24 protein-coding genes and 1 pseudogene are annotated in these 24,875 nt (G+C 69.1%); 7 read left to right on the top strand and 18 right to left on the bottom strand.

Annotated elements, in window-relative coordinates; translation table 11 throughout:
* Nucleotides 1–70: 70 nt before the first annotated feature.
* A complete protein-coding gene (locus QMO76_RS14190) occupies nucleotides 71–526 on the top strand; it encodes an SRPBCC domain-containing protein (protein ID WP_306361745.1) in 456 nt (151 codons plus the stop codon).
* 8 nt (nucleotides 527–534) lie between these two features.
* On the opposite strand, the gene QMO76_RS14185 is transcribed toward QMO76_RS14190, so the two are convergent.
* The 4 genes from QMO76_RS14185 to QMO76_RS14170 form a co-directional block, all read right to left on the bottom strand.
* Complete coding sequence (locus QMO76_RS14185; protein ID WP_306361744.1) at nucleotides 535–1,392, bottom strand: DUF1524 domain-containing protein; 858 nt, start codon at nucleotides 1,390–1,392, stop codon at nucleotides 535–537.
* A 150-nt stretch (nucleotides 1,393–1,542) separates the two neighbouring features.
* A complete protein-coding gene (locus QMO76_RS14180) occupies nucleotides 1,543–2,034 on the bottom strand; it encodes a hypothetical protein (RefSeq protein ID WP_306361743.1) in 492 nt (163 codons plus the stop codon).
* A 136-nt stretch (nucleotides 2,035–2,170) separates the two neighbouring features.
* Nucleotides 2,171–3,292, bottom strand: coding sequence for a nitronate monooxygenase family protein (locus QMO76_RS14175; protein WP_306361742.1), 1,122 nt, complete (start codon nucleotides 3,290–3,292; stop codon nucleotides 2,171–2,173).
* Between the two features lie 134 nt (nucleotides 3,293–3,426).
* Nucleotides 3,427–3,837, bottom strand: coding sequence for an NUDIX domain-containing protein (locus tag QMO76_RS14170; protein WP_306361741.1), 411 nt, complete (start codon nucleotides 3,835–3,837; stop codon nucleotides 3,427–3,429).
* A gap of 72 nt (nucleotides 3,838–3,909) precedes the next feature.
* Between QMO76_RS14170 and QMO76_RS14165 the strand changes: the two genes are divergently transcribed.
* A complete protein-coding gene (locus tag QMO76_RS14165) occupies nucleotides 3,910–4,848 on the top strand; it encodes a patatin family protein (RefSeq protein ID WP_306361740.1) in 939 nt (312 codons plus the stop codon).
* Between the two features lie 120 nt (nucleotides 4,849–4,968).
* Nucleotides 4,969–5,049 (top strand): annotated as a pseudogene (locus tag QMO76_RS14160) (alpha/beta hydrolase); the annotation flags it as partial.
* A gap of 429 nt (nucleotides 5,050–5,478) precedes the next feature.
* Here QMO76_RS14160 and QMO76_RS14155 read toward each other — a convergent pair.
* Both QMO76_RS14155 and QMO76_RS14150 read right to left on the bottom strand, forming a co-directional pair.
* Nucleotides 5,479–5,805 (bottom strand): type II toxin-antitoxin system PemK/MazF family toxin, encoded by a 327-nt coding sequence (locus QMO76_RS14155; protein ID WP_306361739.1) that lies wholly within the window; start codon nucleotides 5,803–5,805, stop codon nucleotides 5,479–5,481.
* Complete coding sequence (locus QMO76_RS14150; RefSeq protein WP_306361738.1) at nucleotides 5,802–6,044, bottom strand: hypothetical protein; 243 nt, start codon at nucleotides 6,042–6,044, stop codon at nucleotides 5,802–5,804. The genes QMO76_RS14155 and QMO76_RS14150 overlap by 4 nt, the downstream gene beginning before the upstream one ends.
* Nucleotides 6,045–6,072: 28 nt before the next feature.
* On the opposite strand from QMO76_RS14150, the gene QMO76_RS14145 reads away from it, so the two are divergent.
* Nucleotides 6,073–6,195, top strand: coding sequence for a hypothetical protein (locus tag QMO76_RS14145; RefSeq protein WP_306361737.1), 123 nt, complete (start codon nucleotides 6,073–6,075; stop codon nucleotides 6,193–6,195).
* Between the two features lie 233 nt (nucleotides 6,196–6,428).
* On the opposite strand, the gene QMO76_RS14140 is transcribed toward QMO76_RS14145, so the two are convergent.
* The 4 genes from QMO76_RS14140 to QMO76_RS14125 all read right to left on the bottom strand — a co-directional run bounded on the left by QMO76_RS14140 (nucleotide 6,429) and on the right by QMO76_RS14125 (nucleotide 11,479).
* Entirely contained in the window at nucleotides 6,429–7,649 is a 1,221-nt protein-coding gene (locus QMO76_RS14140) for an FAD-dependent oxidoreductase (RefSeq protein ID WP_306361736.1), read from the bottom strand.
* 250 nt (nucleotides 7,650–7,899) lie between these two features.
* Nucleotides 7,900–9,045 (bottom strand): serine hydrolase, encoded by a 1,146-nt coding sequence (locus tag QMO76_RS14135; protein ID WP_306361735.1) that lies wholly within the window; start codon nucleotides 9,043–9,045, stop codon nucleotides 7,900–7,902.
* A 67-nt stretch (nucleotides 9,046–9,112) separates the two neighbouring features.
* Nucleotides 9,113–10,216 carry a winged helix DNA-binding domain-containing protein gene (locus QMO76_RS14130; RefSeq protein WP_306361734.1) on the bottom strand — a complete coding sequence of 368 codons (1,104 nt, stop codon included), beginning with the start codon at nucleotides 10,214–10,216 and terminating at the stop codon, nucleotides 9,113–9,115.
* 99 nt (nucleotides 10,217–10,315) lie between these two features.
* Entirely contained in the window at nucleotides 10,316–11,479 is a 1,164-nt protein-coding gene (locus QMO76_RS14125) for a thiolase family protein (RefSeq protein ID WP_306361733.1), read from the bottom strand.
* A gap of 153 nt (nucleotides 11,480–11,632) precedes the next feature.
* Here QMO76_RS14125 and QMO76_RS14120 point away from each other — a divergent pair, with 153 nt between their 5' ends.
* Nucleotides 11,633–12,220 (top strand): HdeD family acid-resistance protein, encoded by a 588-nt coding sequence (locus QMO76_RS14120; RefSeq protein ID WP_306361732.1) that lies wholly within the window; start codon nucleotides 11,633–11,635, stop codon nucleotides 12,218–12,220.
* A 72-nt stretch (nucleotides 12,221–12,292) separates the two neighbouring features.
* Nucleotides 12,293–13,918, top strand: a complete 1,626-nt coding sequence (locus tag QMO76_RS14115) for an FAD-dependent oxidoreductase (protein ID WP_306361731.1) — start codon at nucleotides 12,293–12,295, stop codon at nucleotides 13,916–13,918.
* A 26-nt stretch (nucleotides 13,919–13,944) separates the two neighbouring features.
* On the opposite strand, the gene QMO76_RS14110 is transcribed toward QMO76_RS14115, so the two are convergent.
* From QMO76_RS14110 to QMO76_RS14090, 5 genes are all read right to left on the bottom strand, one after another.
* Nucleotides 13,945–14,823 (bottom strand): phosphoribulokinase, encoded by an 879-nt coding sequence (locus QMO76_RS14110; RefSeq protein ID WP_306361730.1) that lies wholly within the window; start codon nucleotides 14,821–14,823, stop codon nucleotides 13,945–13,947.
* A gap of 53 nt (nucleotides 14,824–14,876) precedes the next feature.
* Complete coding sequence (locus tag QMO76_RS14105) at nucleotides 14,877–15,947, bottom strand: class 1 fructose-bisphosphatase (protein WP_306361729.1); 1,071 nt, start codon at nucleotides 15,945–15,947, stop codon at nucleotides 14,877–14,879.
* A 16-nt stretch (nucleotides 15,948–15,963) separates the two neighbouring features.
* On the bottom strand, nucleotides 15,964–16,917 hold the full coding sequence (locus tag QMO76_RS14100; RefSeq protein WP_306361728.1) for an AAA family ATPase: 954 nt from the start codon (nucleotides 16,915–16,917) through the stop codon (nucleotides 15,964–15,966).
* Between the two features lie 131 nt (nucleotides 16,918–17,048).
* Nucleotides 17,049–17,471 carry a ribulose bisphosphate carboxylase small subunit gene (locus QMO76_RS14095; RefSeq protein WP_306361727.1) on the bottom strand — a complete coding sequence of 141 codons (423 nt, stop codon included), beginning with the start codon at nucleotides 17,469–17,471 and terminating at the stop codon, nucleotides 17,049–17,051.
* Between the two features lie 23 nt (nucleotides 17,472–17,494).
* Nucleotides 17,495–18,937 carry a form I ribulose bisphosphate carboxylase large subunit gene (locus QMO76_RS14090; RefSeq protein ID WP_306361726.1) on the bottom strand — a complete coding sequence of 481 codons (1,443 nt, stop codon included), beginning with the start codon at nucleotides 18,935–18,937 and terminating at the stop codon, nucleotides 17,495–17,497.
* A 124-nt stretch (nucleotides 18,938–19,061) separates the two neighbouring features.
* On the opposite strand from QMO76_RS14090, the gene QMO76_RS14085 reads away from it, so the two are divergent.
* Nucleotides 19,062–19,982 carry a LysR family transcriptional regulator gene (locus QMO76_RS14085; protein ID WP_306361725.1) on the top strand — a complete coding sequence of 307 codons (921 nt, stop codon included), beginning with the start codon at nucleotides 19,062–19,064 and terminating at the stop codon, nucleotides 19,980–19,982.
* On the opposite strand, the gene QMO76_RS14080 is transcribed toward QMO76_RS14085, so the two are convergent.
* From QMO76_RS14080 to QMO76_RS14070, 3 genes are read right to left on the bottom strand one after another with little or no spacing between them, the layout of a single operon-like run.
* On the bottom strand, nucleotides 19,934–22,492 hold the full coding sequence (locus QMO76_RS14080) for an FtsX-like permease family protein (protein WP_306361723.1): 2,559 nt from the start codon (nucleotides 22,490–22,492) through the stop codon (nucleotides 19,934–19,936). The two genes, QMO76_RS14085 and QMO76_RS14080, sit on opposite strands and share 49 nt — an antisense overlap.
* Nucleotides 22,489–23,184 (bottom strand): ABC transporter ATP-binding protein, encoded by a 696-nt coding sequence (locus QMO76_RS14075; RefSeq protein ID WP_306361722.1) that lies wholly within the window; start codon nucleotides 23,182–23,184, stop codon nucleotides 22,489–22,491. Before QMO76_RS14075 ends, QMO76_RS14080 begins: the two co-directional genes overlap by 4 nt.
* Nucleotides 23,181–24,836, bottom strand: a complete 1,656-nt coding sequence (locus QMO76_RS14070; protein WP_306361721.1) for a class I SAM-dependent methyltransferase — start codon at nucleotides 24,834–24,836, stop codon at nucleotides 23,181–23,183. Before QMO76_RS14070 ends, QMO76_RS14075 begins: the two co-directional genes overlap by 4 nt.
* Nucleotides 24,837–24,875 lie beyond the last annotated feature (39 nt).

Genomic DNA, 24,875 nt, shown 5'->3' with positions numbered 1-24,875 from the left:
TGCCGCACCACCGCTGCGGACCCGCCACCACAGGGTGAACGTGTTGCAGTTTGTGCGCTACTGTTCCGGCATGTCATTGGTGATCGACAAGAGCGTCGAGATCGACGCGCCCGCCGAACTCGTCTGGCAGGTGCTCACCGACGTGGACCGCTACGGCGAGTGGAACCCGTTCGTGCTCGGCTGCGAGACGACGTTGGAGCCCGGGTCGCCCATCGATATGCGGGTGCGGCTCATCGGCCCGCGTCCGCGTACGCAGCGGGAGTTCATCCGGTCCCACACGCCCGGAAAGGAGTTCAGCTACACCATGAAGCCGGCGCCGCTGGGCACCCTGCGCAGCGAGCGCTCGCACACCGTCACCGCCCTGGGCGCGGACCGCTGCCGCTACGACTCCCATTTCGCCCTCGCCGGTTGGCTCAGCCCGGTGGTCGGCGCCGTCATGGGCGGTGCGCTGCGGCAGGGTTTCGGGGGGATGACCGATGCGGTCAAACAGCGCGCCGAATCCCTGCGCGGCGCGCTGCACGACTGAATCGCCCGCTACTCGCAGGCGATGCCGTCGCCGTTGCCGTCCAGCTGCGGCCGGTAACCGGGTTCGCCCCGGCGCAGCGGCGCGGCTCCGGCGGTGCGGGCCTCTTCGCAATTGCCGTAGTGCACGGTCGATGTCGTGCTCGGTGCGGCTGTGGGCGCGGTCGCCGTGCAGGTGTCGAGCACCCGCGCCATGGCGTCGCGCTCGTCGCGGGTGACCCACAGGCGGTAGGCGGCCTTCACCTCGATCTGCTGCGCCACGTACGTGCAGCGGTAGTCCTTGCGGGGCGGAAGCCACTGGGAGGCATCGGAATCGCCCTTGCCCTGGTTGGTGGGGCCGTCCACGGCGATCAGATTGCGCGGGTCGTTGGCCAGGTTGCGGCGCTGCTCGGTGGAGAGTTCCTGCGCGCCGGTCAGCCAGGCGTTGCTCAGTGCCACGATGTGGTCGATCTGCACGGCGGCGCTGGTCTCGCGGCCCTGCTTGAACTTGATGGTCCGCCCGGTGTACGGATCGGCGAGCGTGCCGCTGAGCACCTTGCAGCCGCCGCTGTCCAGCTTCACGTCGGTGAGGTCGCGCGCCAGGATGTCGTTGCGGGTGTCGCAGCCGTTGCCGCCGCCCTCGATACTGACGTCATCGGTCCAGGCCGATCCGAATTTCTCACGGTCGTAACCGGTCTTGGCCGCCCAGTCGCGCACCGGCAGGGCGTCGAGCTGAGTGCGTGCCGTGGCGACCCGACCCGAGGGATCGGTCGGGGTGGGTGCCGGTTCCTCGCCCACCACCGTGAGCACGAACGCCAGCAGGACGAGCAGGCCGGTAATGGCCAGGGGCAGGATGAGTTTCCGCGCGCGCGACGACTTCTTCTTCAACATGTTCCGACCACCGTCGCAATCCACTTGACGAAACTTCAAGCCGCACGGTCGGTTCGGAGACGGTTCTCACACTGTGGCGACACACGGGCTGTCTACATCTTGGGACGCAAGGAGATCGAGAGCAACCGGCGACACCCGCAACCGGGCGTTTCACGCCTGCCAGAGCGCCAGGAGATAGACGGCCTCGACCGCTGCCACCAGCACCGCCACCGGAATCGGCCACCACGGGCCGTCGCGGCCGAGCAGGCGCGCGGCCAGATGCCGCTGCACACTGCCGATTCCGGCGAGCAGCACCACCCACGCCGGTAGCAGCGCGATGCCCACCACGGCGTGCACCGCCCACGCCCCCGCGAGGGTGGGCCCACCCCAGGCATCCCCGTACTCGCCGCCGGTCACGAGCGGATAGGCGAAGCCGCGCACCGTCGTGACGGTGGCCGGGAGCGCGACGAAACAGGCGAGCAGTCCAAGTACCGCGGCCAGCACGGTATGCGTCCGCGCCCGCGCGCCGGACGCCCGAATGTCGATCGTGGACCCGAACGCCCAGCGGGTCAGCCGAACCCGGCGGTCGACGGATGTGAAGGCGACCGGCAGCGACGCGACCGCGTAGCTCGCGGCGCGCAGTGCGCGATGAACGATGGACACGGATCGAACGTAACGAGCGAACGCCCCGGACCACAGGGGGCTGGCCGCACCTCCCGCACGGGTGCTACCCCGTACGGAAGTGGTCGGTCCCGCTGTGTCCGAGGCGCGCTGGGAGGTCGGGCGTTCCGGGATGGTGTCAGGCGTTGTTGAGCTTGTTCAGCCGTTCACACGCCTCGAGATATTCGGCGATGAGGCGCTGCACCACATCGGTGGAGCGCTCGACCTTGTTCATCATGCCGACCACCTGGCCGACCGGATTGAAGTTCACGTCCTTGGCGGCCTCCGGGTAGCGGTGGCCGCGCTTGACGCCGTCGAGGGCCACCATCATCTGGAGCGGCATGGGCAGCGGGTCCGGGTTCTGCGGGTTCTCCCACGCCTCGGTCCAGTCGTTGCGGAGCATGCGGCACGGCTTGCCGGTCCAGGCGCGCGAGCGCACGGTGTCGTGGCTGCTGGCGTCGATGTAGGTCTGCATCTGCGCGGGCGGCACATTCGCCTCCTCGACCGTCAGCCACAGCGAGCCGGTCCACGCGCCCGCCGCGCCCATGGCGAGGGCGGCGGCGATCTGGCGGCCGTCGGCGATACCACCGGCCGCGAGTGCGGGCATATCGCCGATGGCGTCGATCACCTGCGGCCACAGCACCACCGAGGACACCTCGCCGCAGTGGCCGCCGCCCTCGGTGCCCTGCATGACCACGAAGTCCAGTCCGGCCCGCTTGTGGTTGAGCGCGTGCTTGACCGAACCGCACAGCGCGCCGATGAGGCGACCGGAGTCCTGGATCTGCTTGATCACGTCATCGGGCGGGGTGCCAAGGGCGTTGGCGACCAGTTTGGCCTTGGGGTGCTTCAGGATCACCTCGATCTGCGGGGCGACCGTGGTGGCGGTCCAGCCGAGCAGCTGGTTGTGGCGCTCGCCGTCGGGCAGGTGCGGCACGCCGTGGTCGGTGAGGATCTTCTCGGCGAATTCGCGGTGTCCCTGCGGAACCAGCTCGGCCAGTTTGGCTTCCAGCTGTTCGGGGCTGAGGTCGTCGATGCCCTTGCCCTCGTATTTGGAGGGGATCACCAGGTCGACGCCGTAGACGCCGGTGACGTGCTCGTCCAGCCAGGCGAGTTCGACCTCGAGCTGTTCGGCGGTGAAGCCGACCGCGCCGAGCACGCCGAGTCCGCCGGCATTGCTGACCGCGGCGGCCACGTCGCGGCAGTGGGTGAAGGCGAAGATCGGGACGTCGATGCCCAACCGGTCGCAGATCTCGGTACGCATGGGGTGCTGGACTCCTCTGGTCACTGTCCTGGACGGGTACGTAGTCCCCATCACAGTAGAACATGTTCTAGATTCTGACCAGAGTCGCCACCAAGGCCGGTAGGCCGGTGTCAACAACTTGTTCTATTGTGTGGTCAATGGGTCGCAAGCAGACCGGACCGCAGCAGATCGTCGAAGAGCAGTTGGTCCACCGGCGGCACCTCGGCGCGCTGCGCGTGGGTGAACCACGCGATCTCGTCGATCTCACTGCTCGCGGCGAGCGATCCGGTGTAGTCGGCGGTGTAGCAGGCCATGCGCACCACCGCCTCCGGGAGCGGTGCCTCGTAGGTCCCGACGTGGTCGACCGTGTGCGGCAGCAGCGATACCGTCAGCTCCTCCTCGATCTCGCGCAGCAGCGTCTGAAGATCGGTCTCCGCGCCCTCGCGCTTGCCGCCGGGAATGTAGAAGACGTCCTTCCCGCGCGGGCGGGCGCAGAGGATGCGGCCCCGCTCGATGCGCACCCAGGCCACCGTGTCGATGAGTTTCCGTGCGGGTTCGGTTCGCATTCGCCGCAGCCTACTGCGCGCGACGATGTGGTACACATGCTAGGTAATGTCTCAAACCTGGAGGGTGTCCCGGTGACCGTCGCAGCTCTCATCGCCCAGCGGCACCGCGACGGCAGCCGCCCCGGGGCGCGCACCGACGACGCCCGGCTGGCGCTGGTGATCGAAGGCGGTTCCACGCGCGGCGCGTATTCGCACGGCATGGTGACCGCGCTCGAGGAACTGGGCCTGACCGACTGCTTCGACGCGGTCTACGGCGCGTCGGCCGGTGCGCTCAATGGCGCGTGGCTGCTGTGCGGGCGGGCGGCGGACGCCTGGCGCGCTTGGCATCCCACGGTGATCAACCGTGTCATCTCCCCCGCTCGCGCCCTGCGCGGTGGTCCGGTGGTGGACACCCGCTTCCTGGTGCACTCGGTGTACGAGCGCATCGTCCCCATGGATTTCCCGGCGATCCTGGCCAACCCGATCACCTTCCACCCCATCGCCACCGATACCGCCGACGGCGCGGCCGTCGACCTGCACCCGTACCTCACGGACGCGCCCACCCTGCAACGCGCCCTGCGCGCCACCACCTGCCTGCCGATCCTGGCGGGCCGCTCGGTCCGCCTCGGCGACCGCAGTTACGTGGACGCGGGCCTGTCCGAATCCGTCCCGGTGCGAACGGCCTTCGCGCAAGGCGCGACCCACGTCTTGGTCCTGCGCACTCGCCGCGCCGACGAACCACCCGCCAGCCCCTCCCGCCTGGAAACCCGGATGGTCGCCCGCTTCCTGTCCCGCCACGCCCCCGGCACCGTCGACTCCTGGCTGATCCGCGGCGAACTCCAGCGCCGCGAGGAATCCGACATGGCCGCCAACCCGGCGGTGCTCCAGATCCGCCCACCCGCGGGTTCTCCGTCCATCGGCCGCATCGGCCGCGAAGCCGCCGTCATTCGACGCGCACTCGACATCGGCCGCGAGGCGACCATCGGGAGCCTGGCTCCGCATCTGCCCGCCCAACTGGCATCCGGCGCGTAATGGCACACACCGCAATACCTGCCTCTCAGCGTTTTCGGTGCACATCCGCTGGCGACGGCACCACGGCAAAACCTGTTGGCGGACCGCGGCGGCCGCTGCTACCGTCTCGGAGGCCGTGCCGAGCCGCGCATCGAGGCCGCCGTGCTGTTCGCCGGGAGCTACGTGCCCCGCATCATCTTCGAGGAGGCCCGGCAGGTCACCGAGTTTCGGCCGTTCACCGTCGGCCCGGCTGAAGGCTCGAGCCGCTCTACTCGGGGTTCCGAACTGGTTCGAAGGCCATGGTGTGGGTAAGACGTGGCAGGTTCGACGCTGGGGTGGCATCCCCTCCTGGGTCTACGAGTGTGACTGGCGTCCGTCTCCGTGCGACCCCTTCGCTCTGGCCCTGCGGGCGGGTCGCACTGCGGCGGCCAGCGCCAGTCGCAACCTCGTTCGCCAGGACGGGGAGAGAAGCGGTCGGGACTGCACGCAGAGGGACGAAAACCGTTGCTGCCTTATCGGTTTCGGTGCTGAATCAGGTCTTTCAGATCGGTTTCGGCCTGCTCGAGCAAGGCGTGATCTCGGCAATCTTCGCCAGCGCGGCGGCTCGGGCGGCATTCGTGTAGGCGCTGTCCTGGGTCGGCAGGTACTTCGTCATTCGAGCCCCTGGGCGGCTTTCAGCCGATCATCGAATATGGCGATGGTCTGGTCGGTGAGTCGGCCGACCGGCCCGGACAGCCACGGCCGGTAGACGGTGGTCACGCGGTCGGTGCGTATCCAGCCCTCGATGGGGTCGGCGTCGGCCAGCGGGACGGCGATCAGGCGGTCAGGGTCGTAGCGCTCGACGGGCGCGACCATGACCCAGTTCTCGCCTGGTCCGAGCAGGTAGCCGGGGGTGACGATCACCCGGTACGGGGTGCGCTCGTCGTCTTCTCTGGCGGGTCGTTCTCGATCGAATGTGTAGATGTCGCCGTGGTTCACGCGGCGTGCCCGCCCCGGTGCTCCTCGGCGCGGGCGGCTTCCTCGAGGGTGGCCTGTTGCTCGGCGCGGGCTAGGTCGGCGGCTTCGTCGCGGCGGCGGGGCCGGTTGGCGTCCTCCCACAGTGCGCCGATGCGGGCCACGCGCACGACGTAAGGGGAAACCTTCATCCCGTTTCGCTCAGCGGCGGCCTTGAAAAGCGCCAGGTCTGCGTCCGGGACTTCGATAGTCAATTTCGCCATAGTTCACACCGTACTCCCGCCCTGGTGCATGAGCGGGGCATCTGCCAGCATTCCGCACGGGTTTTCGCCCCACCGCATCGACACCGACGCGGTCGCCGCGCGGCGGCTGGCCGACCTGACCACCGAGTTGGCCGACCTGGATCCGATCTGAACCGGCCCGTGGACGACCTGGCTGACGAAAACCGACGAACAGACACCGGTGACCATTGACCACGACGGTCGGACCACGAACAGCACGAGGAAGAACACGGCGAAGCCGAGCAGGATGTGTAGGCCAGCCGCCGCCACCGGAACGCGACCTCGATCGGGTCGGGCAGGATGCCCTGGCGCTAGGCGAACGGAGCCTGATCGGTCGTTCGGCCACCCGGGCTGTCCTCGGGGTCCTTACCTGACCCGCGCGAATTCAGGCGCGCGTTCCGGGCGAATGCCGATACCGCCGAAATAGGCGGTGAGCCCGGCCAGGGCGGGAATTCGCTCCAGCAGGCGCAGGAGTGCGGGCAGACCGTCGAGCGTGCCGTCCAGGCAGGGGCGCAGCAGCATGTCGTGCTCGCCGAGTTGCTGTCGCTGGACGGCGGCGGTCGGCAGCCACCGCCGTTTCTGCACCTTCGCCAGGTCGACGGTGCTGAGGGTGCCGGAGCGCAGCGGGGCGGCGAGGATGCGGGCGGCGGCCACCGCGTCCTGTATCGCGAGGTTCACGCCGACACCGCCGACCGGGGACATGGTGTGCGCGGCATCGCCGAGGCACAGCAGCCCCTCGGTGTACCACCGGGGCAGCCGACCCATGGTGACGCGCAACAACTTCACGTCGTTCCAGGATTCGACGGCGGCCAGCAGGGCGGTGTCCCAGCCGAACAGTTCGGCCAGCTCACCGCGCAGCCATTCGATGCCCCGGGCGCGCAGCCGCGCGTCCGCGCCTTTCGGAATCAGGTAGGAGGTCTGGTAGTAGTCGCCGCGGTCCATGGTCACCGCCGCCCGCCCCGCCTCGAAGCGGGCGAAGACCTGACCGTCGTGCCGGTCGCCCGCGCCCGCCGGGATGCGCAGCCACCAGACGTCCATGGGCACCTCGAAGGTGTCCTGCCGCAGACCCGCCGCGTCCCGCGCCACCGAATCGCGCCCGTCGCAGGCGAGGACGAGGTCGGCGCGCAGTTCCGTGGTGGAGCCGTCGGGCTCACGCAGGCGGACGCCGGTGATCCGATCGCCGTCGCGCAGCGTCCCGAGCACCTCGGTCGTCATGCGAATACTGAAAGACGGCTCCGCGCAAGCGGATTCGGCGAGCAGATTGAGGAAATCCCACTGCGGCACCATGGCGATGTACCGATGCCGTCCCGGAATGCGGGTGAAGTCGGCGGCCACCACGCTGCGGTCGCCGATGCGCATGCGCATCCGCTCCAGCTTGCGCTGCGGCAGCGCGGCGAACCTCTCCCCCAGCCCCAGTTCGTCGAGCAGCCGCAGGGTGGACGGATGCACGGTGTCACCCCGGAAGTCCCGCAGAAAATCACCGTGCTTCTCGACGACGGTCACCCGCACCCCGGCCCGCGCCAACAGCAGCCCGGCCATCATCCCTGCCGGTCCGCCACCCACCACACAGCATTGCGTGTATCCCATTGCCGCCCAACCCTTCACTTTTGCTACTACGATAAGTAGTAGTGCAATCGCGGGTGGGATACAAGCGATCCAGGAGTCGGTCGAATCGGTCCGGTGTTCGCGCCGCTGATACCGGTCAGGGTGCCTTGCGGCTGTCGTCGTTCTCGTGGTGAGCGATCACGGCGAGCAGTTCGCGTACCCAGGCGGGCCGCTGTTTGCCGATTCCGGCGGTGGCGGTGTTTCGCGAGACGCCTTTCGACGGTCGTCCGCGTCAGGGGCACAGGGCGTGCGATAGCAGGCCCATGGTGTCCTGGCGCTCTTCGGTTACCTCCGTCATGGTGATGGTGACGGCGCGGCCGTCCGGAGTCGCCCCGGAGACCGTCATGAAGCCGTAGATGCCTCCGGTGTGGCCGAAATACTGTGCGCCGCAGGGAAGTTCGGCTACACCGATGCCGAGTCCGTAGTGGAAGGGGTCGTCGGCGGCGCGGGGAAGGGCGTCGAGCATCTCGCGGAGTTGGGCGTCGGCGACGATCTTTCCGGCCAGCAGGGCAGCATAGAAGCGATTGAGATCGTCACCGGTGGAGACGAGGGCACCGGCCGCCCAGGGCACGGACGGCTCGATCCGGGTGACATCGGTGCGCACGCCGTCGACCGGAGCGTACCCGCGCGGATGCGGTCCGCGGATATCCAGTTCGCCGGTGGCGGGCAGATAGGTGTCGGGGAGCTGCGCGGGGACGGTGATGCGCCGGGCCAGCTCCTCGGTGTAGGGCTTGCCCGTGAGCTTTTCGACGAGCATTCCGGCAACCAGGTAGTTCGTATTGGTGTACTCGTATCGCTCGCCGGGTGCGAACTGCGCCGGATTCCGCAATGCGATGGCGACCTCCTCGGCGGGAGTGAACGTGCGACCCTCCAGCCCCGCCCGGTATTCGTCGATCTCCGGTTCGGAGCTGAATTCCGGTAGCCCACTGCGGTGTTGGAGCAGCTGCCGGACCGTGATGACCGTGCCGTCCACGCCGTCCCCCACCAGCAGCCCGGGCAGGTAGGTGTCCACCGGTTCATCGAGGCGCACCTGGCCTTCGGCCGCCAATTGCAGGATCAGCGCCGCCGCGAAGGTTTTGGCGATACTGCCGACCCGCACCTGTTGCGGCGGCGCGAGCGGGATGGGCTCCCCGGTCTCCCGATCGGCGACACCGGCGGTGAGGGTCACCGTCTGCCCGTTCTCGGTCAGCGTCGCGATCACCCCGGCGACCCCCGACCGCGCCAACGCGTCGATATCGGTGCGCACCTGCTCCACCCGGGCGGGTGACACCGTCGTCGGCGTCCCCGCCACGGTGGGCTCCGCGGCGGAATCCAGCGCGGAGCAGGCGGCAACGGGCAGCAGCGCCAGCGCTACGGCGGCGGTGGGCACGATTCTCATACACCGACGGTAGAAATCCACACCGCCGCAGCGCATCCGGTGCCAACCCTGAGAATTCCCCGATCTTTCACACGGAACGAACACCGGTCAGCGGCTGACCGGTGGCGCGGGCGATATGCCCCAACTCCGCTTTCAGGTCGGGCAGCGCCGCGTCGTCGAACATGGCGACCACCAGTTCCTCCGCGTCGGTCTCCCACGTTCCGGCGATGCGGCCGTCGACGAGTACGAGCGGGGCGATCCACCCCGCCGTGCGGCTCACCTTCGCCCGGTGATTCCCGGGTAGCAGTGCGGTGTCCTTGGTGCCGGGGCCGAGGACGTACTGGTCGAACGCGCCGAGCAGCCGAACGGATGCGGCGGGCGCGGTCGCCGCCAGTTCATCGGCGTGCTCGGTGCGGATGTAGGTTTGCCGACCCTGCACGTCGACCGTGGTGAGGCGGTCGCCGAGGTCGGAGAACCACTGCCGCAGAACGCTTTTGCGGATACTGCCCCGAGTCAGCCAGGCGTCGAACGCCTCCGGCGTGCTCGGGCCGTACGCGCCCAGGTATGCCGTGATGACCTCCGGTGCGGCGGAATCGGGTTCGGGAATGCCGGGCCAATCGGGGATCAGGCTCGCCGGATTGGTGAAGGTGACCGCTGTGCCCCGGGCGGGTCCGTGGCACAGCGCGCCCTGCCAGGCCAGCGGTTTGAGCAGCGCACCCCAGCCGGAACGCAGCTCGGTCGCCATGGGCTGGAATCGCCGCTTGGCGGCGAGCGCCGCCACCAGCTCATCGCGGGTCAGCACCGCGCCGTCGAGTATTCCGGCTACGGCCCGCGCCAAAGCGGCCACCTCGTCGGGTGTGGCTCCGAAAGTCTTCTGCCAGGACGGTTTCTCCCAGGTCCGCGCGGAGGCGACGAGGGAGAGCACGGCCGCCGCCGAGTCCGGGGGCAGGGCGTGCAGGGTGCCCCGCATGGCCCATGTCTTCACCAGCGCGGCCTGTTCCAGCGCCCGCACCACCGCGCCCGGCTCCCCCGCCGACCGTCGGACCGCCACCGCGGTCTCGGCCGCGGAGGTCACCTGCGCCTGCACTCCGCACAGCCGCCGCGCGATCTCCACGGCCCCGACGTCGCCGCGCGGATCGACGAACTGCCGTCGCATCCGCCACGCGAACACCTGGTCCCATGACACCCGCACCGCTTGTCCTCCTCCGACGTTCGAAGCGGCTTTCACCCTACGGTGGTCGACCGACACCCGGCGGACTCCGATGCGGGCGGGCACCGATGCGGGAGCTGTTCAGAGCCGTTCCACGATGGTGGCGTTCGCCAGGCCGCCCGCCTCACACATGGTCATGAGGCCGTAGCGCCCACCGGTCTGCTCCAGATGGTTGAGCATGGTGCTCAGGATCCGGGTGCCGGAAGCGCCCAGCGGGTGGCCGAGCGCGATCGCGCCGCCGCGCGGATTCAGCTTGGCCGGATCCGCGCCCAGTTCGTGCGCCCACACCAGCGGCACCGGCGCGAACGCCTCGTTGACCTCGTAGACGTCGATGTCGTCGATGCTCAGGCCCGCCTTGGCGAGTGCCTTGCGGGTGGCGGGCACGACCGCGGTCAGCATGAGCAGCGGATCGTCCCCGGCGACGGCGAAGGAGTGGAAGCGGGCCCGGGGGGTGAGACCGAGCGCGTCCGCCTTCTCTTCGCTCATGATCAGCGTCGCCGACGCCCCATCGGTGAGCGGCGACGAATTGCCCGGCGTGATGGACCATTCGATCTCCGGGAACCGTGCCTGATACCGATCGTCGACGAATGCGGGCTTCAGCCCGGCCAGCCCCTCGGGCGTGGTGGTGGCACGAATGGTCTCGTCGGCGGTGAGCGTTCCGGCCGGGACGAGTTCCCGGTCGAAGCCGCCCGCGGCGGCGGTCTCGGCGGCCAGTCGATGCGAGCGGGCGGCGAACTCGTCCAGCGCCGCCCGGTCCAGTTTCCAGCGGGCGGCGATGACCTCGGCCGAAATGCCCTGCTGCACGAGCCCTTCCGGATACCGCTGGGCAATGGGCGCGTAGATGTCGACGCCCTGGGTGTTGGAGAACATCCGCACCCGCGACATGGATTCCACACCGCAGGCGACGGCGATGTCGTAGGCCCCGGCCAGGACCCCCTGGGCGGCGAAATGCGCGGCCTGCTGACTGGACCCGCACTGCCGGTCCACGGTGGTGGCGGGCACCGATTCCGGGAATCCCGCCGCGAGTAGCGCGATACGGGAGATGTTGCCCGCTTGCTCACCCGACTGCGTAACGCAACCACCGATCACATCGTCGATCAGCGCCGGATCGATTCCGGTGCGTTCGACCAGGCTTTCCAGCACGCCCGCCAGCAGTGTGGCCGGTGCGATCTCCGAGAGACCACCACCGGGTTTGCCCTTGCCGGACGGGGTGCGGACAGCGTCGACGATGACGGCCGAGGTCATGACTGCTCCTTATTCGTCGCTGCCGGGAACAATGAGAATCCCGGTTAACTTCAGTTACTCTACCGCAGCGGGCGCGGCACTCCCGGTCACAAGCCTCTTACAACACCAGGCAACCTCCCCGCTAATGGCCTCACCTGTGCTTATTCTGTCGCCATGACAACCAGCAAAGAGGAAGTGTCGGCGGGGCCGCTCAATATGCTGGCCCGCAGCGCCTGGCAGTGGATTCTGGTCACCGGCGTTCTCTCGGTGGCGCTCGGTATCATCATCCTCGTCTGGCCCGGAAAAACCCTGGTGGTCGCGGGTGTCCTCTTCGGTATTTATCTGATCGTCTCGGGTATCTTCCAGCTCGTCGCCGCCTTCGGCGGGCACATCAGCACCGGAATGCGCATTCTGTCGTTCATCAGCGCCATTCTGTCGTTCATTCTGGGATTCTTCTGCTTCCGCGACGAGCTGAACGCGATCTGGCTGCTGGCCATCTGGATCGGCATCGGCTGGATCTTCCGCGGCGTCACCGTGTTGGTCACGGCGATCGCGGCGGAGGGTATGCCGGGCCGGGGCTGGTCGATCTTCTTCGGCATCCTGCTCGCCATCGCCGGCGGCTGGCTCATCGCGGTCCCGTTCGCGTCGATCGGCGCGCTGACCTTGGTGGTGGGCTGCTGGCTCATCGTCATCGGCATCATGGAGATCATCTCCGCTTTCCAGGTGAAGAGCGACGCCAAGAGCCTTCCCCGGGAGCTGTAGCAAATTCACGTCCATTCCGGCGGCCGTTTTCCACGGGAAACGGCCGCCGACCGATATTTCGGAGGTGTGCGTGTGATCATTCGACGGCGAGATCTGTTGCGTACGGCCGCGGTCGGTGGAGTGAGTCTGGCACTGGGCGGGGTGCTCGGCGCCACCGTCGCGGGGCGGGAGCGCAATGCGGTACTGCTGGGCCCGACCAGAATCACCGACGCCCGGCTGGACCGGGCGCGTCTGGTCGCGCGGGACATTCTGGGCGTGGACGAGTCGGGCGCGAATCTGCGTACCCGCTACGGTCGTCTGCTCTACGGCGGCGGCCCGGAACCGGCCGCGCAGCCTCTCGATATCGCGGTCGTGGGTGCGGGCGTCGCCGGACTGGCCTCCGCCTGGGTGCTGGCGCGGGCCGGTCACCGGGTGGTGGTGTTGGAGGGTTCGGACCGCATCGGCGGGCGCATCCGCACGCTGCGCGACGAGTTCGCCCGCACCGGCGGTCATGCCGAGGCGGGCGCCATGCGCATTCCCACGACGCATGGCCTGACCATCGGCATGCTGCGCCGCTTGGGACTGCCCACCCGCCCGTTCCTGCTCGGTCACCCGGAGCGCACGGTGCAGGCGGGCGGGCGGCTGTCCACCCGGGCGGAATACGAGCGCGATCCCGGCACCATCGCCGCGGTCTTCGGTCTGGACGCGATCCCCGGCCGCGCCCTGCTCGACGACGCCTTCGGGGCGGCACGTATCGACGCCGACTCCGATGTCGAGGACTGGACCGGTTTCCTGGCCCGCTACGACGAGCTGTCCCTGCGGGATTGGCTCACCACGCACGGCCTGACCGAAGGCCAGATCGACTACGTGGGCTCGACCGAAGGGCTCACCGCACGCATGGGTCTCAGCCTCACCCACAACATGATGACCGCGACATACCTGAAGCCGGGTACCGAACTCGTCGAAATCATCGACGGCACCGACCGTTTGACCTCCGAACTGGGCTTCGCGGCGGTGGCGGCCGGGGTCGACCTGCGCACCGGTGCGGAGGTCACCGCCATCGACGGCCACGACGCCCGCGTGCGGGTGACCCACGGCCCGGACGCCGCCGTCCTCGAGGCCGACCGCGTGGTGGTCACCGCGCCGTTCTCGCTGCTGCGGCATCTGACCTTCCGTCCGCACCTGTCTTACGGCAAGCAGCGCGCCATCGCCGAACTGCATCACGACGCCGCCACCAAGACCTTCCTGGAATTCTCCACTCGCTGGTGGGAGGGACACGGCGGAGTGGACGTCACCGACACCGCGCCTCGGGTGACGGTGTACCCGTCGCATCCGGTCGGCGACGGCGGTGTCGTCATCGCCTCCTACACCTGGTCCGACGACGCCCGCGCCTGGGACGCGTTGACCCCGGAGCATCGTGCCGCCGAATGCCTGGACCATCTCGTCGAGCGCTACGGCGATCACGTCCGCGCGGCCTGGACCGGCGGTTTCGCCTCGCACTCGTGGGCGCAGGACCGCTGGGCGGGCGGTGAGGCCGCGGTCTACCTGCCCGGTCAGGCCGTGGAGATCGGTCCCGACACCCGCACACCGGAAATGGACGGCCGCGTCGTCTTCGCCGGGGACGGCACCTCGACCCGAGGTCGCGCCTGGATCGAGGGCGCGCTGGAGAGCGCCGCCCGCGCCTGTGCGGACCTGGGAGTCGCCGTGCGCGAGACCTGACGCACCGTCGCATCGGGTGCCGGGCGCTACCGGGATCGCTTGGGCCGCTTGTCCATCAGGCGCAGGATGAGCGGGGTGAAGATGAGCTGCATGGCCAGGTCCATCTTGCCGCCCGGCACCACGATGCAGTTGGGCCGCGACATGAACGAATCGTGCAGCATGGACAGCAGATACGGGAAGTCGATCACCTTCGGATCGGCGAAGCGGATCACCACGAAGCTCTCGTCGGCGGTGGGAATGGTGCGCGCGGTGAACGGATTCGAGGTGTCCACGGTCGGCACCCGCTGGAAGTTCACATAGGTCCGGGAGAACTGCGGACAGATGTACTTCACGTAGTCGGGCATACGCCGCAGGATGGTGTCGATGATGGCCTCGCTGGAGTAGCCGCGTTCGGTCTTGTCGCGGTGCACCTTCTGAATCCACTCCAGATTCACGATGGGCACCACGCCCACCAGCAGGTCCGTATGCCGGGCCACGTCGAGGGTGTCGGTGACCGCCGCCCCGTGCAGGCCCTCGTAGAACAGCAGATCGCTGCCGGGCGGCAGTTCCTCCCACGGGGTGAAGGTGCCCGGCGGCTGCCCGTAGGGTTTGGCCTCGTTCTCGTCGTGCAGATAGCGGCGCACCATGCCGACGCCGGTGTCCCCGTAGTCGCGGAACAGCGCCTCCAGTTCGGCGAGCAGGTTCGCCTCCGGACCGAAGTGCGAGAAGGACAGATTCCGCTGCTGTTCGGCCTCGGCCATGGCCATGCGCATCTCGTTGCGGTCGTAGCGGTGGAACGAATCCCCCTCGACGATCACCGCACTGATCCCTTCCCGGCGGAATATCTCCTGGAACGTCCGCGTGACACTGGTCGTCCCCGCACCGGACGACCCGGTGATCGCGACCACGGGATGTTTGACCGACATGGCACCTCCTCGATTGCCGGACAACGGAATCGACCCCGACGGGGTCGGCCCGGTCAGCGGCCCGCCGACCGGAACAGCGAGCGCGTGCCGAACAGCGAGGCGTCGAACGACGGCCCCGCCTCGGGTTCGCGGTGGTAGCGCTCGATGCGCTCGACCTCGTTGCGGGAGCCGAAGATGAACGGGATGCGCTGGTGCAGCTCGTCCGGCCGCACCTCGAGCACCCGTTCATCGCCCGTGGTCGCCCGCCCGCCGGCCTGTTCGACGATGAGGGCGATCGGATTGGCCCCGTACAGCAGGGACACGCGCGGCGGCCGCTTGCGGGTGTCGCGCGGGTACAGGTACACCCCGCCGCGCGTGAGGATGTGGAAGATGTCGGCGACCAGCGAGGCCACCCACCGCATATTGAAATCCCGCCCGCGCGGCCCGTCCATGCCCTCCAGGCATTCGTGCACGTACCGGCGCACCGGCCGTTCCCAGAACCGCTCGTTGGAGGCGTTGATGGCGAATCCGGAGGTGTCGTCGGGGATGCGCATGCGCGGATGGGTGAGCACGAACGCACCGATCTCGCGGTCCAGGGTGAACCCGTCCACGCCGTCGCCGGTGGTGAGCACCAGCATGGTGGCGGGCCCGTAGAGGGTGAATCCGGCGCACACCTGCTGCGCTCCGGGTTGCAGGAAGTCCGCCGCCGTCGGCTCGTGCCCGTCCTCGGGGGCGCGCAGCACACTGAAAATTGTTCCGACGGGCAGATTCACGTCGATATTGCTGGACCCGTCGAGTGGGTCGAAGGCCAGCAGATACTTCCCGCGCCGCACCTCGCTCGGCACCGTGTGCACGCCGCTGAGCTGTTCGGAGACCAGCGCGGCCAGCGGCCCGGTCCACTGCGTCTCGGCCACCATCACGTCGTGGGCGATGGCGTCCAGCTTGCGGTGCACGGTGATCGGCAGGTTGTCGGCGTCGGCGGCCCCGAGCGAGCCCACGATCGCGCCCCGCGTGACCCGGTTGGCGATGATCTTGGTTGCCGTGGCCAGCACATTCACCAGGGCCGAGAACTCCCCGGAGGATCCGGGATGCCGGTGCTCCTGCTCGATGGTGTAGCGGGTGAGGGTTTTCAGTCCTTCGGGCACGGGCCCTCTCATTTCATCATGGGGACGGCCCTTCCTGCGGGGCGTCCGCGAACACACTGCTGCCGTAGACATCACCGTCGGTGAGGGTGATCAGGTCGTCCCGGCCGACGGGACGGTGCAGTTCGACCAGCCGCTTGGCCTGGCGCAGGCGGCAGCGGTCCAGGGCGTTGCGGACGCTGCGGGCGTTGGCGAAACGCGGTCGTGTCATGCGCAATTCGAGGTAGCGCGAGAACGCGTGCACGGCGGGTTCGTTGAAGCGGAAGTTCTCCTGCCGCACCATGAGCTGGGCGATGCTCAGCAGTTCCGCGTGGGTGTAGTCGGGGAACTCGATGTGGTGGGCCACCCGGGAGGACAGGCCCGGGTTCGCGGAGAAGAAGGTCTCCATCCGGTCCGGGTAGCCGGCGAAGATGACGACGAGGGTGTTGCGCTCGTTCTCCATCTCCTGCAACAGGATCTCGATGACCTCCTGGCCGTAGTCGCGCTCGTTCTCCGGCCGGAACAGGTAGTACGCCTCGTCGATGAACAGCACGCCCCCGGCGGCCTTGGCGAGCGCTTCCTTGGTCTTGGGTGCGGTGTGCCCGATGAACTGGCCGACCAGGTCGTCGCGGGTGACGGTGTGCACCTTGGGTTTGCGGATATAGCCCAGCGCGTGCAGCATCTCGGCCATGCGCAGCGCGACCGTGGTCTTGCCGGTGCCCGGTCCGCCGGTGAAGCTCATATGCATGGTGGGCCGGGTCGCCCACAGGCCGAATCGTTCCCGGGCGCGGTCGATCAGCAGCAGGGACGCGATCTCGCGCACCCGGAGTTTGACATTGGCGAGACCGATGAGCTCGGCGTCGAGCCGGGCCAGGGTGTCGGCGACGTCCTTGCCCGCGACATCGGTGGACAGGTCGAGCAGGGCGTCGTCGGCGAGCAGGTGGTCGGCCGCCGGATCCTCGGATCGAGGATCCGGCGCGGCCGACCCGCGCATCGGGCCGGGGCTCGTGACCCCGGGACGGTGCATCTGAAACCCGGTCGCCGGACGCTCGGATGCAGGCTTCCGAACGGGCGGCGCCGTGTGGCGATCTTTACTCACAATCGGCCTCCCGCAGAGTAGTACGGTCAGTCCCGATACCGGTCGCCGGGTGGGGCCTCGGTGGCGTAGGCATGGAAACCGTAGCGCTGCAACCTATCCCGATCCTCGGTGCGGTCGAGTCGGAAGCCCGGCTCGACGGGTGGACGCTGCACCAGGAAGCTCAGGGCGGTGGTCTGCCGCCCGTAACTCGCGTCGTAGGCGTTCACGCGGATGTAGTGGCGCGGAAAGGTGGCCCGGCAGGCGTTGATCTCCGCGAGCACCCCGTCGGGCTCGTCGAGATCGAACAGCGGCAGCCCCCACATCTCCCAGTAGCTGTTGCGCGGATGCGGGTCGTCGGTGTACTCGATGGATACCGGCCAGTTCTCGAGCAGGGCGTAGCGCACCTGGGCGGCGATATCGGCATCGCTGAGTTCGGGCAGATGGGAGAAGGTGCCCTGACGCAGATACATTGCGGCTCCTTGTCGTCGAGCGGTCAGCGGCTGGCCGTGGGCACGGCATCGGGGGCGTCGGTGGAGGTGTAGTCGAAGGTGACATCGCCCCAGGTGGCCAGTGCCACCTCGAGCGGGCGGCAGTGCTCGGCCGCCTGGCGCAGCACATCCGGGCCCTCCTTCAGCAGGTCGCGACCTTCGTTGCGCGCCTTCACGACCGCCTCCAGGGCGACCCGGTTGGCCTCCGCGCCCGCGGCGATGCCCAGCGGGTGTCCGATGGTGCCGCCGCCGAACTGGAGAATCACGTCGTCGCCGAACAGGTCCAGCAACTGGTGCATCTGCCCCGCGTGGATCCCGCCGGAGGCCACCGGCATGACGCCCGGCAGGCTGGCCCAGTCCTGGTCGAAGAAGATGCCATTGGTGGGATTGGCCGGAATGTAGTTGTCGCGCAGGGTGTCGTAGAAGCCGCGCACGGTGTGCGGGTCACCCTCGAGCTTGCCGACGACGGTGCCCGCGTGCACATGGTCGACGCCGATGAGGCGGCACCACTTGGCCAGCACCCGGAAGCTCACGCCGTGGGTCTTCTGCCGGGTGAAGGTGGAGTGGCCCGCCCGATGCAGGTGCAGCAGCATGCCATTGCGGCGCGCCCACTTGGCCATGGACTGCATGGCCGTGTACCCCACGGTCAGGTCCATCATGATGATCACGCTGCCGAGGGATTTGGCGAACTCGGCCCGCTGGTACATGTCCTCCATGTCCGCGGCGGTCACATTGAGGTAGTGCCCCTTGAGTTCCCCGGTTTCGGCGATGGCGCGGTTGACGCCCTCCATGGCGAACAGATAGCGATCCCGCCACCGCATGAACGGTTGCGAGTTGATGTTCTCGTCGTCCTTGGTGAAATCGAGGCCACCCTTGCACGCCTCGTATACCACACGTCCGTAGTTGCGGGCGGAGAGTCCGAGTTTCGGTTTCACCGTGGCGCCCAGCAGCGGCCGTCCGTATTTGTTGAGATACTCCCGTTCCATAACGATTCCGTGTGCCGGACCCTGAAAGGTCTTGACATAGGCCACCGGAATACGCATATCTTCCAGCCGCAATGCCTGGAGCGGTTTGAAACCGAAGACATTGCCGATCACCGAGGAGGTGAGATTCGTGATCGACCCTTCCTCGAAGAGGTCGAGATCGTAGGCCACGTACGCGAAGTACTCGCCGGGGCGGCCGGGCACCTCGTCCACCCGGTAGCACTTGCCCCGGTAGCGGTCGTGCGCGGTGAGCCGGTCGGTCCACACCACCGTCCAGGTGGCGGTGGAGGATTCGCCCGCGACGGCGGCCGACGCCTCGACGGGATCGACGCCCTGCTGCGGGGTCACCCGGAAGACGGCCAGCACATCGGTATCCTTGGGCTGATAGTCGGGCGCGTAGTATCCCATCGACGCATAGGACTGCACGCCCGGATCCCACCGGTCACGTTCTGGTGTGTCAGCCATTGTTCCTCCTGCTCGCGCCGGTGGTCGAGTTGCGAATTCCAGGATGACGGCGGCGTTATCGACAAACAATTCGATTGTTTCTCGTCTCGCTCAACTATTTCGTGGAGTTTGCTACCTTCTGTGGATGGGTACGGTCAGCGCGGTTCGGATGGAAACCTTTCTGGCCGTGGCCCGGCACAGCAGTATTCGCCGCGCCGCCGCGCAGCTGCACATCACCGAGGCGGCCGCGTCGGCCGCCGTGGCGCACATCGAAAAGCAGTTGGGGGCCAAACTCATCGCCAAATCGGGGCGCGGGATCGCCCTCACCGAAGCGGGGCGCATCTACGCCGACTACTGCCGCAGCATTCTGGGTCTGATGAACGAGGCGCACGCGGCGGTGCAACGCGCCGAGACCGGGCGGCTGCGCATCGGGGTGGTCGCCACCGCGGGCGAGTACGTGCTGCTGCGGCTGCTGGCTTCGTTCCGCACCCGTTATCCGGATGTCGAGGTGGGCTTGTCGATCCACCCGCGCGATGTGCTGTTCCTCGAATTGACCCATCACGAAACTGATCTCGTCATCGCGGGCAGACCGCCCGGCGACGGCGGGCTGATCACCCGGGCGCTGCGCCCGAGCCGCCTGGTGGTGGTGGGAGCGCCGGGGCGGTTCACCGACCCGGCCACCGCGACGTGGCTGTTGCGCGGCAAGGGATCCGGTACCCGCGACACCACCCTCGCCTTGCTGGACCGCCTGGAGATCGCGCCGCCCACCCTCACCCTGGGCACCCACGGCGCGGTGCTGGCGGCGGCCCGGGAAGGGTTGGGCATCACCCTGATCCACAGCGATGCCATCGACAGCGACCTGACCGAGGGATCACTGCAACTGCTGGCGGTCGAGGGCACTCCCCTCGACCGCCCGTGGCATGCGGTCACCACCCGCACGCCCACCCCCACCGCCCGGCTGTTCATCGAGCACATCACCGATTCGACCGCGGTGGGGGCGGCGGCCTTCCGCCGCTGTCACTCCGAGCGCAGCACCTCCACGGTCTCCAACCGCCCGGCCCGGTAGACCGGATAGAGGCTGGCCGCCGCCACCAGGGCGAGGACGGCCCCCGCGGTCACCAGCAGCGGACCGGCGACCACGCCCCAGGTGAGTTGGAAGCCGTAGAACACCGGAGACGCGGTGGCCTGGAGCTGGATGAGCCCCAATCCCCCGGCGGCGGCGAAGGCGATGGTGAGCCCGGCCAGCAGTGCCGCCTGTGCCAGCACGACGGCGCGTTCGGTGCCCACGGTGCTGCCGATGGCCCGCAGTACCGCGCGCTCGCGCCGCCGCTGCACCAGGGCGAGGACGAACACATTGAGCACGCTGATGCCCGCCGTGATCATCATGACGTAGCCACTGATGGTGAACGGATCGAAGAATCGGGTGATGGCGCGTTCGCCGGTCGCCCGCCAGGTGTCGTCGTCGTACACCGACAGCCCCGCGCCCAGGGCGAGGTAGTCCTCGCGGTGGGCGGCCGCGTCGGCGGCGGAGTCGTAGCGCACGATCACCTGGTCCCGCACCGCCCCCCAGTTCCGTTCGGCCGAGGCCGCCGAGACCAGGACGATATCGCCGAGGGTGGAATCGTTGATCACGCGCGGCCGGAACAGCCCGGCCACCCGGAATTCCTTGCGCCCCTGCGGTGTCGGCAGCGCCACGGCGTCTCCGACACCGACGCCGAGGCGTCCGGCCGCCACCTCGCTCAGTCCGATCTCCCCCGCGCGCATACCGCGCCACAGCGCCTGCGCGTCGGTGCCGCCGTCGACCGACGCCTCCGCGTACCAGCCGCCCGGGTCCACCCCGACCACGATGCGCGGTTCGGTCGCGGACGGGATCATGGCCGTCCACCGCGAGGCGATCTCCCGCCCGCCCGCGGCCCGTTCGATCAGTTCGAACGTCGCGGGCGCTATGCGTCCGCGACGCTGATCCAGAATGGCCTGCGGTGCGATGACGAGGGCGTCGGAGAGCCGCTGTGCCTTCTGCTCGGCCACCTGATCGGCCGCCAGCCGCTGCACGCTGGCGGAGCCGACCGCCAGGCTGGTGCCCACGGTCATGACCGCCACCGTGGTGGCGAACAGGGTGGCGTAGCGGCGGATGTCGGCGGCCACGAGCCGTCCGGTGCGCGGACGGCGACGGGCCAGCAGGTCGGTCAGCGCGATGGCGATGCGCGGTGTGGCCCACAGGGTTACGGCCGCGAGCCCGGCCAGTCCGAGGAACAGTCCGCTGCTGCCGAGGTTCAGGTCCACCAGGCCGCGCTGGAAGCGTTCCAGCAGGGCCACCGCACCCGCGATGGTGACCAGGCCGAGGATCAGCACCCAGGGCCGAATCCGGCGGCCGCCGCGCACCACGCCGAAGCTCGACATGGCCGCCAGCGGCCGGTCGCGAACCAGCCGCCAGGCCGGGCCCGCCATGGCGACCACCCCGCAGAGCACGCCCGCGCCGACGCCGAGGCCGATCAGCCCGGGGTCCCATGCGGCCGCGATCTCGGCCCCGGAACCGTCGAGCATGGTGCGGCCGAAACGGTCGATGAGGAAGTCGCCCAGCAGGAATCCGGTGGGCACGGCCACCAGGCCGCCGACCGCCCCGATCACCGCGCCCTCGCCGAGGAATCCGGCCAGCAGCGCGCGCGGTGTCGCGCCGATCGCGCCGATCGTGCCCATGACGGAGCGCCGCTCCTCGATACCGAGCAGAATGGTATTGACCGCGATGAGAATTCCCACCAGGATCCCGCTCAGCGCCGTGAGCTGCAGGCTCTGCTTCGCGCCCGCGTAGACCACCGGAAGCTGCGGGCGCGGCGGTCCGGCGTCGGCCACGTCCGCCACCACCCGCTCCACCTCGGCGGCGATATCCGCGCCGGGTGCGGGCAGCACGAACGCCGCCGTCACGAATCCGGTGCCGCCCAACAAATCCGCGGCGCTGTCGGTGTCGGGGGCGAAGAGCACATGGCCGCCGTTGATCCCCGCCACCCGATCGTATTCGGGAAAGGTCCAGCCCAGATGCGCGCTCCCGGCGGGCTGCCCGGGAATGCGCACCTCGTCGCCGAGGCGCAGTCCGAGTCGCTCGGCGACCACGGCGGGTATCTCGAACGGCACCCCGGGCCCGTCGGCGGGGCGTTCGGTGCGCGCGCGCTCCTCGCAGTCGAACGGCCCCACCAGCAGTTCGATACTGCACGGCGCACCCATGACGAAGAACCCGTGCCGCGTACCGCCCACCTCGAGCGGAGCCATGCCCGCGACGAACGGCACCACCGCCTCCGCCTCGGGAATCTCGGTGCGCAGTCGCTCCACCACCGCCACCGGCAGTCGTCCGGCCACGGTGGGCGTCACCTGGATGACGCGATCCCCGGCGTAGGCGGTGAGGGACGGCCCGAAGGCGTCGAACGGCCGGGTCACCTCGCGCTGCAACTGGACCATGCCGAGCACCAGCGTGACGCCGAGCGCCACTCCCACCACACTGGAAATCGTTCTGCGCCAGTCGAAGAGCAGCGCGGTGAGGTGGACCCGGCGGAAGCGGGTCCAGCCCGCCCCGATCCGCCTCACCGGTCCGGCTCCAACGCCCGCTCATCGGCCCGCCCGTCCACCAGGCCGAGATGGCGGGTGCCGTAGGCCGAGGCCGCTGGATCGTGGGTGACCACGATGACGGCGGTGTCGTTCTCCTCGGCGAGTTCGCGCAGCAGCGACAGCACCGCGTCGGAGGACGCGGAGTCGAGATTGCCGGTGGGTTCGTCGGCCAGCAGCAGCGCGGGCCGCGCCACCATGGCCCGCGCCACCGATACCCGCTGCATCTGGCCGCCGGACAGCTCACCGGGGCGGTGCCGGGCGCGATCGCCCAGGCCCACTCGCTCCAGCAGCTCCCGGGCGCGGGTATCGGCGGTGCGCGCCGGGACGCCGTCGAGAATCAGTGGCAGCGAGACGTTCTCGACCGCGTCGAGCATGGGCACCAGATTGAAGAACTGGAAGACGAAGCCGAGGCTGCGGCGGCGGAAGGCCGAGCGCGCGGTGGCGCTCAATGCCCAGATGTCCTCCCCGCGCACGGTGACCGTGCCGCCGTCGGGGGCGTCGAGCCCGCCCGCCACATGCAGCAGCGTGGACTTGCCCGCCCCGGAGGGGCCGGTGACGATGACGAACTCCCCCGCCGCCACGGTGAGGTCCAGTTCGCGCAGCGCGTGCACCCGCTCATCGCCGCGCAGATACGACTTCGACACCGCGGTCAGCTCCAGCAGACCCGTCATGCCGGGGCCGCTTCGGTCGCGGGGCGCACCCGCAGCAGCAGCTGATGCCCGTTGTGGATGGTCTGCACGGGTTCCAGTCCGGCGCCGGCGACCAGTTCCAGTACCTGGTCCGCGGTGAAATTGCTGGTGATGGTGTTGGTTCCGACGAACCGCTCGATGAGTCGGTCCTTCCACGGCACCCCCGGGCTGGTCAACACCGACAGCGACAGCTCCCCGTCGTCGGCCAGCAGCGTGGCCATGTGCTTCAGCGCGAGCTGCGGTTCCGGGAAGACGTGCAGCGCGCCGTAGCAGCCCAGGGCGCGCACCGAGCCCGGCTCCAGCCCGAGCGTGTTCACATCCTGGATCAGCGAGACCGCACCGGGCACCCGCCGGAAGCGTTTGGCGTTCTTGCGCAACATATCCGGTGACAGGTCCACGAACAGCAGCGGCGGCAGCGTGCGCACCTTGGCCGAGCGGATGGCGAAAGCGGTGAGGCTGCCGTCGCCGACGCCGATATCCACGAAGGCCGCGCCCCGTTCGGCGGCCGCCGCCAGCTGCCCGCCGTAGAATCGCCCGAGCACGCCGAGCTTGCCGCTCCAGACGATCCAGAACACGAGTGTGGCCACGATCGGGTATGCCTTGGAATAGATGCGATAGGCGAATCGCACTTTCTCGCTGGCGATTTCGCGGCCGGTGTAGGTGTCGGCGGTGGCGTCGGCGTAGAGCCGCAGGCGGGCGTCGACCGGACGCAGGCCGACCGCACCCGACGCGGTGACGAGCGCGCCGGCGTCGTCCTCGCGCAGCGGTTCCCGGGTGACCGGATGCACGAACGGCGGCAGCGCGGCCACCGCCGAATGATCGGCGGCGGTCCCGGTCAGCCCGTAGTGGTCACGTACCAGCCGCGCGTACACGCCCGCGGGCAGCAGTCGACGCGCCCAGAACGACGACCGCACGTCCGCGCCCACCCGGTACACGGGGCGCGGCCGCCGCCGGGTGAGAGCGCGCAGCACGGCCGCGGCGACCACCTCCGGTTCCTGGCCGTGCGCCAGGTGCTCGGCGTTGCGGCGGGCCACTTCGGCGCTGACGGCGCGGTACACGCTCAGCTCGTCACCACCGCGCCGCGCCGCCGCGAGGATGCCGGTGCGGGTCCATCCGGGAATCAGCGTCACCACTTCGACCCCGAACGGCGCGGCCTCCATCCGCAGTGCCTCGCCGAGTTTCTCCACCGCCGCCTTGCTGGCCGAGTACCACCCGCCGAACGGCTGCGCGACGCCCGCCGCGCCGGAGCTCACCACCACGATCCGGCCGCTGCCCTGCCGCCGCAGGACGGGCAGTACCGCCCGCGCCACCCGCGCGGTGCCGATGGCGTTCACGTCCAGCAGGGCGGCGGCCTCGGCCGGTGTGGTCTCCTCCACCGCCCCGGCGAGTCCGTAGCCGGCGCAGGCGATCACCGCGCGCACGGCGCGGTGCCGTTCCACGGCGTCGTCCACCCACAGCCGCACCGACTCCTCGTCGCGCACGTCGACGGCCGCGATCGGGAACGGCGGCTGCTCGGGCACCTCGACGTCCGCACCCATGACGCGGAATCCGCACTCGGACAGCAGTTTCCCGGTGGCCAGGCCCATGCCCGAGCCCGCGCCGGTGATGAGCACCACGCCGGGTTGTTCTTTCATATCGCTCGTACTCCTTCTGTTCGAATGGCCCGGCGCGAA

It is taken from the genome of Nocardia sp. CC227C, assembly GCF_030767025.1.
GTDB lineage: Bacteria > Actinomycetota > Actinomycetes > Mycobacteriales > Mycobacteriaceae > Nocardia.
Note: the sequence above shows the minus strand (reverse complement) of the source record. Positions and strands in the feature narration are given on the sequence as shown.